The sequence below is a fragment of the Dehalobacter sp. MCB1 genome, assembly GCF_003590275.1.
Lineage (GTDB): Bacteria > Bacillota > Desulfitobacteriia > Desulfitobacteriales > Syntrophobotulaceae > Dehalobacter.
Window position 1 is genome coordinate 1 of sequence record NZ_LXPC01000008.1, and the last position, 14,064, is coordinate 14,064.

Annotated in this window: 13 protein-coding genes and 1 rRNA gene; 5 read left to right on the forward strand and 9 right to left on the reverse strand. The window is 43.6% G+C overall.

Annotation, left to right across the window (positions count from 1 at the left end; genetic code table 11):
• Positions 1 to 68: 68 nt before the first annotated feature.
• A 5S ribosomal RNA gene (gene rrf / locus A7K50_RS04295) occupies positions 69 to 173 on the forward strand.
• A 227-nt stretch (positions 174 to 400) separates the two neighbouring features.
• A complete protein-coding gene (locus tag A7K50_RS04300) occupies positions 401 to 1,690 on the forward strand; it encodes a HAMP domain-containing methyl-accepting chemotaxis protein (RefSeq protein WP_020493165.1) in 1,290 nt (429 codons plus the stop codon).
• A gap of 115 nt (positions 1,691 to 1,805) precedes the next feature.
• Here A7K50_RS04300 and A7K50_RS04305 read toward each other — a convergent pair whose 3' ends face one another.
• From A7K50_RS04305 to A7K50_RS04345, 9 genes are all read right to left on the reverse strand, one after another.
• Entirely contained in the window at positions 1,806 to 2,156 is a 351-nt protein-coding gene (locus tag A7K50_RS04305; RefSeq protein ID WP_119774768.1) for a DUF192 domain-containing protein, read from the reverse strand.
• Positions 2,157 to 2,175: 19 nt separating this feature from the next.
• Positions 2,176 to 3,117 carry a type II secretion system F family protein gene (locus A7K50_RS04310; protein WP_020493167.1) on the reverse strand — a complete coding sequence of 314 codons (942 nt, stop codon included), beginning with the start codon at positions 3,115 to 3,117 and terminating at the stop codon, positions 2,176 to 2,178.
• An 11-nt stretch (positions 3,118 to 3,128) separates the two neighbouring features.
• Positions 3,129 to 4,076 (reverse strand): type II secretion system F family protein, encoded by a 948-nt coding sequence (locus A7K50_RS04315; RefSeq protein ID WP_020493168.1) that lies wholly within the window; start codon positions 4,074 to 4,076, stop codon positions 3,129 to 3,131.
• 31 nt (positions 4,077 to 4,107) lie between these two features.
• Positions 4,108 to 5,478, reverse strand: a complete 1,371-nt coding sequence (locus tag A7K50_RS04320; RefSeq protein ID WP_119774769.1) for a CpaF family protein — start codon at positions 5,476 to 5,478, stop codon at positions 4,108 to 4,110.
• 4 nt (positions 5,479 to 5,482) lie between these two features.
• Positions 5,483 to 6,703 (reverse strand): response regulator, encoded by a 1,221-nt coding sequence (locus A7K50_RS04325; protein ID WP_119774770.1) that lies wholly within the window; start codon positions 6,701 to 6,703, stop codon positions 5,483 to 5,485.
• Positions 6,704 to 6,731: 28 nt separating this feature from the next.
• Complete coding sequence (cpaB, locus tag A7K50_RS04330) at positions 6,732 to 7,484, reverse strand: Flp pilus assembly protein CpaB (RefSeq protein ID WP_243103638.1); 753 nt, start codon at positions 7,482 to 7,484, stop codon at positions 6,732 to 6,734.
• A 7-nt stretch (positions 7,485 to 7,491) separates the two neighbouring features.
• Positions 7,492 to 8,436: a pilus assembly protein TadG-related protein gene (locus A7K50_RS04335; RefSeq protein WP_119774771.1), complete on the reverse strand. Its 945-nt coding sequence runs from the start codon at positions 8,434 to 8,436 to the stop codon at positions 7,492 to 7,494.
• Between the two features lie 13 nt (positions 8,437 to 8,449).
• The gene (locus A7K50_RS04340) at positions 8,450 to 8,845 is read right to left on the reverse strand and encodes a TadE/TadG family type IV pilus assembly protein (protein ID WP_119774772.1); all 396 of its coding nucleotides are present in this window, start codon (positions 8,843 to 8,845) and stop codon (positions 8,450 to 8,452) included.
• A 190-nt stretch (positions 8,846 to 9,035) separates the two neighbouring features.
• Positions 9,036 to 9,227 (reverse strand): Flp family type IVb pilin, encoded by a 192-nt coding sequence (locus A7K50_RS04345; RefSeq protein WP_243103639.1) that lies wholly within the window; start codon positions 9,225 to 9,227, stop codon positions 9,036 to 9,038.
• A 347-nt stretch (positions 9,228 to 9,574) separates the two neighbouring features.
• Between A7K50_RS04345 and A7K50_RS04350 the strand changes: the two genes are divergently transcribed.
• The 3 genes from A7K50_RS04350 to A7K50_RS04360 all read left to right on the forward strand — a co-directional run bounded on the left by A7K50_RS04350 (position 9,575) and on the right by A7K50_RS04360 (position 13,963).
• A complete protein-coding gene (locus A7K50_RS04350; protein WP_119774773.1) occupies positions 9,575 to 11,992 on the forward strand; it encodes a DNA translocase FtsK in 2,418 nt (805 codons plus the stop codon).
• 87 nt (positions 11,993 to 12,079) lie between these two features.
• Positions 12,080 to 13,114, forward strand: a complete 1,035-nt coding sequence (gene mnmH / locus A7K50_RS04355) for a tRNA 2-selenouridine(34) synthase MnmH (protein ID WP_119774774.1) — start codon at positions 12,080 to 12,082, stop codon at positions 13,112 to 13,114.
• Positions 13,115 to 13,162: 48 nt separating this feature from the next.
• On the forward strand, positions 13,163 to 13,963 hold the full coding sequence (locus tag A7K50_RS04360) for a RodZ domain-containing protein (protein ID WP_119774775.1): 801 nt from the start codon (positions 13,163 to 13,165) through the stop codon (positions 13,961 to 13,963).
• Positions 13,964 to 14,064 lie beyond the last annotated feature (101 nt).

The window sequence follows — 14,064 nt, forward strand, 5'->3', positions numbered from 1 at the left end:
AGAAGGAATCGGTAAGCCGATTTCAACAAGATCGAACCTCGGACTTCGAACTTCGAACCTCGAAAAGATCTGGTGACTATACCGGAGGGGTACCACCCGTTCCCATCCCGAACACGGAAGTTAAGACCTCCTGGGGCGACGATACTGTAAGGAAAAATAGCACGTTGCCAGGTAATGTAAAAAGACTACATCATTTGATGTAGTCTTTTTACATTACGTTTTACATTCTCTTTACATTAATTCAAAATATTACTTCAAAAAAAGTAATATTTACATTATAATGTAATTGATAGAAAAAAATACTATTGTCTGCTCATTGAATTGCTGCAAAATAACAATATACGCAGCTAGATTTTCCAGTTTTGGTGACAAAGATTTTTGCTAAGAGGAGCGCGGATTAATGAGAGAATCAAAAAACCATCGATTTAGTATTAGAAAGAAGATTTCCTTATTTGTTATTATTTTGGCAATTGTTACTTATTCTACAAGTGCATTCTTTATCTATTTTGTTCGGCCCAATTTTGTTCCGAATATCAATGAGGTTATATTTACGATTGCTACTTTAGTACTAGGGGTTTTCTGGTCGGGTTTACTTTCCTTTTTTATGGCAAGTTTTATCATTAAACCTTTGCAGAAGTTAGAAAAAGCTGCAAATCAGGCATCTGAAGGGGATATCGGTTGTGATGTTGAATTATCAAACACTGATGATGAGATTCGTTCGTTAGGAATAGCTTTTAACAATATGCTTTATAATCTTAGGGAAATTGTCCAGAGTATTGAAACGAATTGTGCGAAGACTAATGAGAATATGTTTGAAATTTCAAAAGTGTCATCAGCTGCTTCTCACCAAGCCGATGCTATTGTACATACCATCACAGAAATATCTGCAGGTGCAGAAACTTCCTCGATTGCGATTCAATCAACAGCAGAATCCGTTGAAAAAGTCGCCCATATTGCCAAAGAAGTACAAAACTATGCCAAGTCTTCTGAAAAAATCTCTGCAGAAATGCTAATGGAACTAACCGAAAGTAAAGAAGTAATTCATTCTTTAATAGATGGAATCAATAATCTAGCCAAAGGGAACCAGCAATCGCTTGAAATTGTTAAAAGTCTCGAAGAGAATGCCAAGAAAGTCGGTCAGATCATCCAGTTAGTAGGTGATATTGGGGAACAAACAAACTTACTTGCATTGAATGCTTCCATTGAAGCTGCTCGAGCAGGACAACATGGCAAGGGATTTGCAGTTGTGGCCGAAGAAGTACGAAAACTAGCTGATGAAAGCGCAAATGCTATGCAAGGGATTTCAAGTCTTATTACGAACATTCAGTCTGAAGTGATAAATGTTGTGAATCAGATTACGATACAAGTTCAGAATGCAGATATGGAAGCACAGAAAGGATTCAGGACGAATGAAGTAATAGAAAAAATGACTAAAACAATTCTTGAAGTAGCACGTAGCGTTGAACAAATATCAAAACTTGTCGATCGTCAAATGGAGGGTATTGATAAAAGCGCACATCAGTCCCGCGAAGTAGCCGAGATTGCAGAAAAAACTTCAGAAAGTGCAATGGAGCTTGCTATTGCTACAAAGCAACAAGCGGAAATTGTCGATCAGGTTGAAACCCTTGTAGATAATTTAAGAATACAGTCAGAAATTCTGACAACTGCAATTACCCGCTTTCGTAGATAATTGGTAGGCGTTACTCTATTTATAGAGAAATACTCTGTTCCAAATAATCATAGGGAAGTACATATACTCTTATGATTTTATAACGGCATCGTGAGCTTGTTGCTTGAAGAAAATATCAAAAATATATTTCCAGCTTGTCGCCTTCCATGCTTCCAGTGAAATCTGCCCAGTTACGCGGGAACTCTATCACAAAAAGGGCATCCTTGATGCATGGTGAGACCTTTCTCGGATAGAGATCATCAATGATTTTGACAATTTGCAGATCCTTGCTGATAAACCAGACAGAAAGGGGATAGGTCATCCCGATCATATGGACCTGGTTGCAAGGCTTAATTAGCATACCACGAAAATCATCCAAAAACTTGGTTCCGAGCAGACCTCTCAATCTGGTGAGAAAGGTGTCAGCCAGCAAAACGGTACCAAGATAATTTTGTGTTCTTAGGTTTTTAACGGTTAGCTCTTTCATAAGATGTTTTCCTCGTAAATCAATTACCCAAAATATCCATGATATTAATGATTGCCGGACCAAGTATCACGATGAAAAGGCTTGGAAAAACAAAGAAAACAAGTGGAACCATCATCTTAACGGGGGCTTTTTGCGCAGCTTCTTGTATGCGTTGTTTTCTTCTCAAACGGATTTGCGCCGACTGGTTTCTAAGGACATTTCCCATAGAGATACCGAGCTGGTCAGCTTGAACCAATGAGGCAATGACGTTGCTTAAATCCTCTACGTCATTTTTTTTGGCCATATCTCTCAAAGCTTCCCGGCGCGGTTTGCCGATTTTGATTTCCTGGAGAACCAAGTTGAACTCTTCAGCAAGAATGCCTTTTTGTTTTTCTACGACTTTCATCATGGCTGCATCAAAGCCAAGTCCGGCTTCAACACTGACCATAACGAGATCGAGGATGTCAGGAAGCGTACGAAGAATCTCACCCTTACGTTGTTTGATCTTTGATTTAAGCCAGAAATTGGGAGCGATATTTCCAATAACAAAACAAAATAATGGGAATTCAATTTTTGTAAGGATTGGAAAGCTTAACATAAAGCTTAAGGCAGCAGCTGCTATTGCAAAGCATAGGCCAAGGATCAACCTAAGCGCTTTCCATTCAGCTGATGACCAGCCCTTTAGTCCGGCAGCAATTAATTCCGTGTCTTTCTGGTCTGTTTCTTTGCTGTTTTTTGAGAAGGCAATGATCAATCTGCGAAAAAAACTGTTCTCAGATTTTTCTTGCTTGTTTTTATCTTTTGTGTTTTTGTCTTTTTTGGATTTTTCTTTTTGATTTTCTTCATTTTCTGCTGGCACTGAAGATCTTCCAAGGGAACGCATAATCCTGCTCTGGGAAAGAGAAGGCTGTTTCCTGGACAGAATCGCCAGGACTAAGAAGAAAATAAGGCAAAAACCGCTGAAAATCAAGATTGACTCCATGATAATCTCCCCTAGAATTTAATATTAACAATCTTTCTGATGGCGATAAAACCGATGATTTCCAGAACAGCTCCACAGCATAATAACACAATTCCGAGTGGATCCTGGAACAGCGGCATCATAAATGATGGCTGCATCATCGTGATAACCAGGCCAATTAAGATAGGCAAAGCACCAATAATATATCCGGATAATCTACCTTGAGCAGTAAGTGTTTTAATCTCGCCTTGAATCTGTAAACGTTCCTGAATTGTATCGTGAATATTAATTAAAATTTCGGCTAGATTACCACCAATTTGCCGTTGAATCAGGATGGCGGTTACCATTAATTCCAGGTCTTTACTTTCAACCCGCTGCGAGAGATTTAGCAAAGCATTTTCGGTAGATTCCCCATAGGCCATTTCTTTCAGAGTCATTTTGATTTCGGAGGAGAGCGGGTCTGGCATTTCTTGGGCGGCCATTTCCATGGCCTGAAATAAACTAAAACCGGCTTTTAAGGAATTGGCAAGGGTTAGAAGTATATCCGGCAGCTGGTTATTGAATTTCTTAATTTTTTTATTTTTAGCACTGCTAATATACAGCCTGGGAAAGATCAAACTTAACAGTGGCAGAATAATAAAAACAGCACTCAAAGGCAGAAGAATTAGGGCGATAAGGAAAGCAAGAATGAACAAGAAGATTTGCATCACGATGAATTCCCTGCCAGTTAACCCAATATCACCGCTGTAAAGATCTTTATCAAGTTGTTTGCCCCATTTCCGAGGTGTATATTTGGATAGGGAAGTCAGATACTCTTTCCAAGAAGCAGCCTTTTTGGCTTTAACTGGGGTATCTTCTTTTTCTGCCACTAGTCGCTTAACTTTATCTTCGACGCTTTCATTTTTTGGTTTCAGGGCCATGATCACCGAGTATATCAGGATAAATCCCATAATCGAGGCCACGACGATGACCTTTGTCATATAAATACCTCCGACGGCCATGGATGGCTAATCAACTAACAAAAATATTGTCCGGCAGGATTTGGCCTGTGGCAGCCAGCGTATCCATAAAGCGGGGGCGGACACCAGTAGCCTTAAAGCCTCCGAGAACGTGGACGTTGGAATCAACACCTTTTTGCTCGAATTTGTAGATATCTTGGGTGACAATGGTGTCTCCTTCCATACCAAGAACCTCAGTGATATGGGTAATTTTCCGGGTACCATCCCTGAGCCGGCTTTGCTGAACAACTAAGTCAATCGCACTGGAAATCTGCTCACGGATGGCCCGGATCGGCAAATCCATGCCTGCCATTAAAACCATGGTTTCGAGACGGGAGAGCATGTCCCTCGGGGTGTTAGCATGACCTGTGGTCAGGGAACCATCGTGTCCGGTATTCATGGCCTGCAGCATATCCAAGGCTTCTCCGCCGCGGACTTCACCGACGATGATTCGGTCAGGCCTCATACGCAGCGTGTTTCTAACCAAGTCACGAATGGTGATGGCACCTTTTCCCTCTATATTTGGAGGCCGGGTTTCAAGCGTTACCAAGTGGCTTTGATCAAGCTGCAGTTCAGCGGCATCTTCGATGGTAATAATCCTTTCATGATCTGGAATAAAGGAAGATAGAACGTTTAATGTCGTGGTTTTACCGGAGCCGGTACCACCAGAGACAACAATATTCAGTCTGGCTTTAACACAGGCTTCGAGGACAAGCGCCATATCACGGGTTAGCGTGCCAAAATTAATCAGGTCTTCGACACGGTAGGGGTCACGTGAAAATTTCCGAATTGTAATGGTAGGACCTTTAAGCGCCAGAGGCGGAATAATAGCGTTTACCCTAGAACCGTCCGGCAGGCGGGCGTCTACCATTGGCTGACTTTCATCAATTCTTCGGCCAATCGGCGCGACGATTTTTTCAATAATATGCTGAACATGCTGGTCATCATTAAAAGTTACATTGGATAGTTCGACAATGCCATGACGCTCTACGTAGACCTGACTCGGCCCGTTGACCATAATCTCTGAAATGCTGTCGTCATTTAACAGTGGGGAAATGGGACCAAAACCGAGGATTTCATCAACCACTTCCTGCACGATTCTTTGTCTTTCATTCCGGGGCAGAAGGGCACCATTTGTTTCAACATAATGGTCTATGACTTTTTGAACGATCGGCTCGACTTCTTGCGGATCAACATCATTGAGTTGAATATTTTTGATGGTTTCCTTATGGATAATGCTTTTGAGTTCCCTCCAGGGATCAGCGGGCTGAGAGGAAGGAGAAGCGGTAAAGGCTTGTCTGATTTCAATCAGGCTTTGTTTCTCTGATCCGGTTCTTTCGCGTTCTTTACCTCTTTCCTGTTCTAAACGGCTAAGGAGCGACATGCGATCAACCTCCAAATCTTAAAAAGGAAAGACGGCTGGTTTCTTTGCTGTCCTGACCTTTTTTAGTAATTTCCGAATTAACACCTAGCGTACTCACCATCTTTTTAATTTCCAGAGCGGGAGCTGAACGGGCTAAAGCATCAACAAACGGTACACCTTTATTAAGCACGGATGTGAGCTGTTCTTCATAAGGAATAAGATAGGTTACATTGAGGCCGAGGCTGCTTTCAATATCCTTCATGCTGATACCGATTTTCTTTTCAAATTTATTTAGAATCAACTTGATTTTTGGAGAATAATCAAGCGTATGCATGATTTCCAGCGCCAGCTTGGTATTTTTGATTGACGGAATATCCATGCCGGCCACAACCCAGATCTCGTCTGCGGCCTCTAAACCGGCAAGGCTGATATCATCAAAACGGCTGGTATTGTCAAGAATTACAAAATCATAATGGGGTTTAATTTCTTCCAGGATTTGCTCAATATGTTCTGTGGTTACTTTTTCTGCATATTCGGGGCGATTCGTAGCCGCCAGGATATCCAGTCCGGAAGAATGACTAAGGGTATGAAGCCGGATATCTTCTTCTTTGATTGAACCGATCTGGACCAGATCGGTAATTGTCCTTTTCGGAACAAGATTTAAGAAGGAGGCGATGTCCCCGAATTGCAGGCTCAAGTCCAATAAGAGGACTTTGGATGACTTCGCCAATTCAACACCGAGGTTCACAGCGGTCGTCGTTTTGCCTACCCCTCCCTTGGCGCTGAAAATACTGATTACTTTTGCTGCAGTGTCGGATGTTTTTACAGCGGGATCGGGGGACAGAGGGGAATTGATCATTTCTCTTTTGCGGCTTTCCTTGTGATACACGTTCAGGATTGTACTGGTAAGTTCTTTGCCGGTAAACGGTTTGACGATATAAGCTTTGGCTCCGGCCATCATGGCTTTGGTCATATGGTCGGGGTCGTTCTCAACAGACATCATAATAATGGAGGTATTTGGGACGCGGAAAGAAAGCAGTTCTGTTGTTTTTATCCCGTCAATGTCGGGCATGCTGATGTCCATTAGAATAATTTCCGGTTTCAACAATTCTGCCAGACGGATTGCTTCTGAACCGCAGCCCGCTTCGCCGACCACTTCAAAGCCGGAATCAAGAGCAAGGATTCGGCGAATGTTTTCGCGGGTATTTCTGATATCATCAACAATGAGAATCCGTATACCTTGCATGTGCTATACCTCCTTTTTTATTTATCTTTTATTTATAATGATTGAAGTAATTTGCGTTTGTATAGACATTGGGATCGATGGGTGCTTCGGTGTAAGTTTCTTTATTGGCAGGGTTTCTCAGCAGTAAGCGGATGGAGCCTTTTTCACCGCCCAGTGTTATGGACATAGACTGGGAAACACTCAGCGCCAAAATATAGGAACCGGGATTTTCGGCAGTTTCTCCTTCTTTGAGAATGGTTTCACCCGTATTTAAGACCAAAACATCCTGGGCAGCCAAAGAAGTAATTGTTCTTTGATTTCCCTGACTGTCCTTAATATCCATGGTAATCAGGACATCCACATGGTCACCGGCCTTTACCTTATAGCTGACACTGCCTACCAAATCGACAGGAATAGCAACGGCTCTTTTGCCCGAAGGAACAGTCAGTGAAAAGCTGTCGGCTGAGGCACCTGAACTGCTGCCGGTTTTTTGGTACGGATCTCCAAGCATTGGACTCAGCAGTACATCACCCTGACTGACGTCAACCAGGAGCACCCGACCTGTTAATTCTTTCACGGTAGAGGCCCCTCCCTGAGGATAGCCTGAGAGCGGAACTTGTTTGATTTGGAGTTGATCAGCCTTCAGGATACTTCGCGAGGAAATATCTGCTGCTGCAACAACCAGCGGTTTTAATTCTTGACTTGATGCTCCCGAACCATAGTTCAGGTAGAAAAAGACAGCCAGGCTAAAAATCAATCCTGAGATAATCGCCATAAAAACATAGAATTTTCTTTTCACCATTTATCCCTCAATTCATTAGCAATTTTATAGAATATAAACCGTAATCCTGTACGGGGTTATTTCCGTCATCAATAATTGAACTTGTTTCTTTGCCGAGCGTGGAACAGGTCTTTAAAAAACGCCCGGTGATAAAACAGTCATTGCCATTGTGAGTTACATTTTCAATGAAAAAAGCAGCAAATCCCAAAATTTTAACTTCCTGGATGGATTCACCTGATCGAGTGAGGACTTCTACGATTGGAATAAAGACAATCTCGGGAGCATTACTGTCATGATCAGTAAAAGTATTCCCAGGGACACGCGTATCGGAAGCAAGCCGGGTATCAAGACCTTTTCGTGTCGGACCGCTCATATTACCGGTTTCTATCTGCAGGGTCTGGCCGACAGATAGCGGGGTATTATTTCCGTAGGCGAGTGCATCTTCGTAGGTGCTGGCACCTGATCCATCCAACCTGACAGGACCATACCAGCCGGTTTCACCTTCCGGAGGGGCATTTTTCAGTGTATATTCCTGGCCATAGACAAAGTCCTGCATCGTAACACTTAAAGGAGCGGCTCCGGCGATACTGCGGACAGGGTAAACACCTGCCTTGGAACGTGCACTGACTTTTCCTTTGGTAATACCTAGTGCTTTGGCCAAAAACATGGAATGTTCTTCAGAAGCAGATACCTCAATTTCCCGGTTATGATTGGATATCGAAATTGAGGGAAGGGAGACATCATTATTGTCAGCATATTCTGCAGCAGTTAGATAAGCGTCCTGCGGACTGTTCGGTAATTTTTGAGCGCCTGCTAACGCTGCTGCATCTACCGCATTCTGCAACCTTGCTTTTTCTACGTAGAGAACTGCCATATCTGTACATAGGGCACCAAAGCCCAGAAGAACGACTAAAAGTACTGCCGTAAGAACGGCAATACTGCCTTTTTCATTTTTGAGTGGATGATTCTTCATAGCGAATGCACTCCTATTCAATGCGCATGGACAGGCTCGCATGGATCACAACCGGATTCGGAAGAATACGATTTAATACCGGAGTCGTAAGAGATACAGGATAAGAGGCAGATACCGTAACATTTGAGCCGGAATGTCTGCTGGACTCAATTGGGGTGATCTGAATGGTCAGTAGGTTGCGGTCTAACAAAGGGGCGGAATCAGCTACTGAAGCCTGGATAGTGCTGTCCAGCCCGCTCAGGCTTGCTGTCCTGGCGCCGCTTCTAACGGCGTTGTTTAGGGTGACATAGGAATAGCCAAGCCGCCCAAACTCAACCACGCCAAAGACTAAGAGCAGAAAGATGGGCAGGACCAGCGCAAATTCGACAAGAGACTGGCCATTGGAGGATTTTATTAATTTTTTTAGCATTTTATACACCCTCTCAATGCAGGTTTACTTTCGTTAAACCAATTCTGATACCACTAAGCAGTGAAGAGACAAATTACAATGCAAAAACTGTTAAAACGCAAAATAAAAGTTATCCTTCTTTAGTTTAAAAAAGCCCTACTGTTCCCTGACAGTAGGGCTTTCGAGGTAAAACCAACGAAGACTCTTGATTTTAGGGAGTTGGAGTAATGTCGAGGTCTCCTCCAATTGTAGTCATAATCTCATTCAAGTTTGTGCCGATAACCACGACTGCACCAATTACAACGAGTGCAATTAAGGCGATTATAAGACCGTACTCTGTAAGTGCTTGACCCTTTTCGTCTTTCTGGAATCTTTGAAGGAACTGAACAAGGTATAACATCATGATAATCTCTCCCTTTAATAATATATTTTCGTTTTTTGGTATTCTGGTTCGTATTACAAATTTACAACAGTTTGACAATCGAAACAATTCACCGTAAGTCACGATGTGATAGGACTAAAGACTTATTAATATCCTGTGCTTTTTAAGAATCTTATCAAATAAGGGTTGATTGTCCTGAGAATTTCTTGTTTTTGGGTGATAAATGCTTTACATTATATATACCATCATATAACCATCATATATAGGTAAGAATGATTATCGAGGAATCAACAAGGAATCATTCAAAGGCCTTATATGTTGAGTAATTAAAGGAATTGGCTTAGAATTGTGGAAATATTACTGTTGTAATGAAAAGCTGGGGGTTAGAAACATTGGCGACGAAGGCGACAAAAAAGAACCGACGGGGGTCACGTAAAAAAAGACAGTCCGTTCATGATACGATTCGAAATGAAATTATTGGAATCCTGGTGATGGGTTTGGCCTGTCTGGGGTTTGTCATGCTCTATTCCAACAGCAAGGGTGCTATTGTCACGCATATTGTCAAAGCACTCAGGATTGCGGCAGGCGATGGAAGTGTCGGAATTTTTATCATTCTCGGAGTCATTGGGATCAGTCTGATGAGCAACAACCGGAAAAGTATGAAGTCCAGAACAACCGGTGTGATTTTGTTATGGCTTGTAGCGGAAGGATTCCTGCATCTCGGGTCATCTGCTGCGTATGATACTGCAGGGCTGCTTGAGCTTGGCAAAGCAGGATTAGGAGGTGGCCTTCTTGGCGCGGTGATCAGTATTATGCTGGTCATGCTGGTCGGCGTGACAGGTGGTTATGTGATTCTGGCAGTATTAGCTTTAATCGGGGCTATCCTGGCAATGAACCGCTCTATGGTCGGGACGGTCAAAGACCTGTTGTCTCTCACAGCCAATTTTGCACAGATGGTCGACCGCCACATCAGGGATTTTCTGCAGGTACTGGCGGACGGACGCCAAGAAAGACAGGAGCGCAAAGAGGATGACCGGAACAGCATGTTTGCCGCAGCAAAGAAAGGTGAGCCTGTAAAGTCCTTAACCCCGGATGATTATTTCGATTCAAAGCAGGGTAACCCGGTGATCGAAATTTTTGGGGAAGAACGGAATCGTGGAGAAGAACGGAATAAAAAAAGCAAGCTGGTTCCGCAGCCGGAAACGGATCATTACCTGATCAACACAAGGATGGATGATTTAGCTGAAAGAAAGGCTGGAAATATAGGAGATTATGCAGGAGGCAGGGAAACCACAGCGGCACCGCCGGGCAAGCTTACCGGGACGCCTATTTCCAGACAGACCGAGAAGAATGAACATTACAGGCTGCCGCCTTTGAATCTTGTTCATAAATCAATGAAAAAAGGCCAAAAAAGCGGCAAGGATATTGCCGATAATGTCCGTCTGCTGGAAGATACGCTAGCCAGTTTTGGGGTCAGGGTCAAAGTTACCAGAGTCACACAGGGGCCGACGATTACCCGCTACGAGGTGCAGCCTGCGCCCGGTGTCAAAGTCAGTAAAATTACCAGCCTTTCAGATGATATTGCACTGAGCCTGGCAGCCTCCGATGTGCGGATGGAAGCGCCGATCCCGGGAAAGTCTGCAGTTGGGATAGAGGTCCCGAATAAGGAGATTGCCATTGTTCATTTCCGGGAAGTGCTGGAAACGGAAGATTTTCAGGACTCACCAAGCAAGCTTAGTTTGGCGCTCGGCAAAGATATCACTGGCACGCCGATTATCGGTGATCTGACGAGAATGCCGCACCTACTGATTGCCGGAGCGACCGGAGCAGGAAAATCGGTTTGCATCAATACGATTATCGGAAGTATCGTTTATAAAGCAAAACCGGATGAAGTAAAACTGTTGCTGATTGATCCCAAAGTTGTTGAACTGGCCAATTACAATGGAATCCCACATTTGATCTCTCCTGTGGTAACAGAGCCCCAGAGGGCTGCCGGAGCTTTGAAGTGGATTGTTACCGAAATGGAGACAAGATATGAACTTTTTGCAGCTTCCGGAGTTCGTGATATCGTCAGGTATAACTTCCTTGTAAGTGAAAAAAAGGATACTGAATCGAAGCCGCTGCCGTATGTTGTCGTCATCATCGACGAGTTAGCCGATCTGATGATGGTTGCTCCGGGAGAGGTCGAGGAGTCTATCTGCCGGCTGGCCCAGATGGCCAGGGCAGCAGGTATTCATCTGATTGTTGCGACGCAAAGACCCTCGGTTGATGTCATCACCGGTCTGATCAAAGCCAATATTCCTTCCAGGATCGCTTTTGCGGTTTCTTCCCAGATCGATTCCAGAACCATTCTGGACATGGGCGGTGCAGAAAAACTACTCGGCCGCGGGGACATGCTCTATCATCCAATTGGGATCAGCAAGCCGATCCGGGTCCAAGGCTGTTTCCTGTCAGACAAGGAAGTTAAAAATATTGTCGATTATCTGCTGGAACAGGCCAAGCCGGAGTATTTTGAAATTCCGGAAGTGAGCTTGAGTTCCGGAAATTCTGAGGAGCCGGAAGATGAGCTTTTCTACAAGGCTGCGAACATCTTTATGGAGAGCAATACGGCATCCGTGTCCCTGCTTCAGCGCAGACTAAAGATTGGCTATTCCAGGGCGGCCAGAATCGTTGATATGCTTGAAGAAAAAGGGGTTGTCGGCCAACATGAAGGCTCGAAACCCAGGGAAGTTTTGTTGACCAAGGGCCAATTTGAACAAAAATTCGGGAAAAACTTAAATTCTTAGTCATAATTACCAACTATTTGCGCTTTTTGGTTAATTTCAGGAAGGATTAGTTAAAATACTGTAGAATAAAAAAGATTGGGGAAGAATATGCTGCGTGAAATTTCCATCGATGAATGTTCTGAGCTATCAGATGCATTATATATAGATGTGAGGTCAGAAAACGAATTTGAGGAAGGAACGATTCCCGGAGCGGTAAACATACCGATCTTCAATAATGAAGAGAGAGCCGTCATTGGAACGATATATACGAAAGAGTCTCCCCAAAAAGCCAGAGATATCGGGTTAGAGATTGTTAGCCGAAAACTGCCGGATTTATATAAACAAGTTGAGGAAGCTGCCGAAAAAAGACCCATTCTGCTATTTTGCTGGCGCGGAGGTATGAGAAGCAAGTCTTTGGCGGCAGTACTTGACCTGATGGGGTTGCCGGTATTTCGACTGATTGGCGGATACAAGGCCTACAGGCATTCGATTGTTTCATTTTTTGAGACTGGATTTCATCATCAGGTTATCGTCCTGAAAGGGAATACCGGAACTGGAAAAACAGAGTTGCTGAAAAAACTCAAGGAAGAGGGTTATCCGGTCATTGATCTTGAGGGGCTATCCAATAACCGTGGTTCAGTTTTTGGCTGCATCGGTCTTGGTGCTCAGCCTACCCAAAAAACGTTTGAGTCCTTGCTTTACGAGGAAATCCATCGCTATAATCACGATCTGTATTTGGTGATGGAATGCGAAAGCCGGCGGATCGGCAAAATCACACTCCCTGACGCAGTTTTCAAAGCCATGCAGCAGGGAATTTCCGTTCTTGTTTACGATTCGCTGGACAACAGAGCCAAACGGCTGATGCTCGAGTATACGGATAACCCGGGAATGACTGAAGAACTTAAAACGGCTCTGGACAGACTAACGAAAAGACTGGGACGAAAGAAAATTGATCAGCTTTATGATTTTCTGCAGAAACAAGCTTACGAGGACTTTGCCCGGTATCTTATTATGGAATACTATGACCAGCTATATGGCTATCCCAATCAGGAATCTGAGGGCTACGACTTATGTGTTTCTCAGGAATCTATGTTATTATCGCTGAAAACACTGAAACAATTTTTGAATGAACGGTTTGCTTGACAGTAATTAATTTAAAATAAAATTAAATATTAATAGGGTGGTGTAGAAATGGCTGGTGAAGGGGCCGTTCTTAGGAAGGCCAGAGAAGAAAAACGTTTAAGTTATCAGGAAGTTGAAGACAGTATTAAGATTAGGGTAAGGTATCTGGAAGCTCTGGAAAATGAGAACTACGGCATACTACCCGGAACCACTTATACCAGAGGCTTTTTACGGACGTATGCCAAACATCTTGGCATTAATCCACAGGAAATTATAGATGGCTATAATGCTTCTTTGGTCAAAGAAGCTGAGTCCGAAATTCAGCCACCCTTAAGTCCGATTCCAAGCAATCAGGTATGGTTCAGACCGATCGTCCTTGCAGGAATGGCCATCCTGGCTGTGATCATTGTCGTCGGGATTATCTTTGTATCAAATTTAGGCAACAAATCCGGTACTTCCCATTATACACCCATTCCTTTGCCGACTGCACCGAAGGTGAGCGATCAAAATACTGCCGATTCCAGTACGGGGCAGAATACGAATACTGCAGGGCAGGAACAAAATGCCGGGCAGCCGTCTCAGCAGCAAGCTGAACAATACGAGGGTATTGTTGCTGAGCTTACGTTTACTGCTGATTGCTGGGTCGTAGTCAATGTGGACGGCAAGCAGGCTTTAAGCGGAACGATCCCTGCAGGAACAACTCAAACCTTGCAGGCTGACAACCAAATTGAGTTTACATCGATCGGCAACGCCGGTGGATTGTCACTCAAAGTGAACGGACATACCGTCCCGCCACTCGGGAAGACTGGTGATGTCCTTCAAAACTACATCATCGATGAAAATAAAGTGAAAGAGCTTGCGGGAAGTTAGTTTACACCAAGCTGATAAGATAAGATTGTGAAGAGGGTATGCCGGAAGAGTAGGATACCCTCTTCCTATATTTGCGGATCAGGTTAAATCGATTTAAAATA

Excerpts from the sequence above, each read along its gene's own strand:
- A7K50_RS04320 (WP_119774769.1), bottom strand. The coding sequence starts at position 5,478 with ATGTCGCTCCTTAGCCGTTTAGAACAGGAAAGAGGTAAAGAACGCGAA.
- A7K50_RS04325 (WP_119774770.1), bottom strand. The coding sequence starts at position 6,703 with ATGCAAGGTATACGGATTCTCATTGTTGATGATATCAGAAATACCCGC.
- A7K50_RS04350 (WP_119774773.1), top strand. The coding sequence starts at position 9,575 with ATGAAAAGCTGGGGGTTAGAAACATTGGCGACGAAGGCGACAAAAAAG.
- A7K50_RS04315 (WP_020493168.1), bottom strand. The coding sequence starts at position 4,076 with ATGACAAAGGTCATCGTCGTGGCCTCGATTATGGGATTTATCCTGATA.
- A7K50_RS04310 (WP_020493167.1), bottom strand. The coding sequence starts at position 3,117 with ATGGAGTCAATCTTGATTTTCAGCGGTTTTTGCCTTATTTTCTTCTTA.
- A7K50_RS04360 (WP_119774775.1), top strand. The coding sequence starts at position 13,163 with ATGGCTGGTGAAGGGGCCGTTCTTAGGAAGGCCAGAGAAGAAAAACGT.
- A7K50_RS04345 (WP_243103639.1), bottom strand. The coding sequence starts at position 9,227 with ATGATGTTATACCTTGTTCAGTTCCTTCAAAGATTCCAGAAAGACGAA.
- A7K50_RS04340 (WP_119774772.1), bottom strand. The coding sequence starts at position 8,845 with ATGCTAAAAAAATTAATAAAATCCTCCAATGGCCAGTCTCTTGTCGAA.
- A7K50_RS04335 (WP_119774771.1), bottom strand. The coding sequence starts at position 8,436 with ATGAAGAATCATCCACTCAAAAATGAAAAAGGCAGTATTGCCGTTCTT.
- A7K50_RS04300 (WP_020493165.1), top strand. The coding sequence starts at position 401 with ATGAGAGAATCAAAAAACCATCGATTTAGTATTAGAAAGAAGATTTCC.
- A7K50_RS04305 (WP_119774768.1), bottom strand. The coding sequence starts at position 2,156 with ATGAAAGAGCTAACCGTTAAAAACCTAAGAACACAAAATTATCTTGGT.
- mnmH (WP_119774774.1), top strand. The coding sequence starts at position 12,080 with ATGCTGCGTGAAATTTCCATCGATGAATGTTCTGAGCTATCAGATGCA.
- cpaB (WP_243103638.1), bottom strand. The coding sequence starts at position 7,484 with ATGGTGAAAAGAAAATTCTATGTTTTTATGGCGATTATCTCAGGATTG.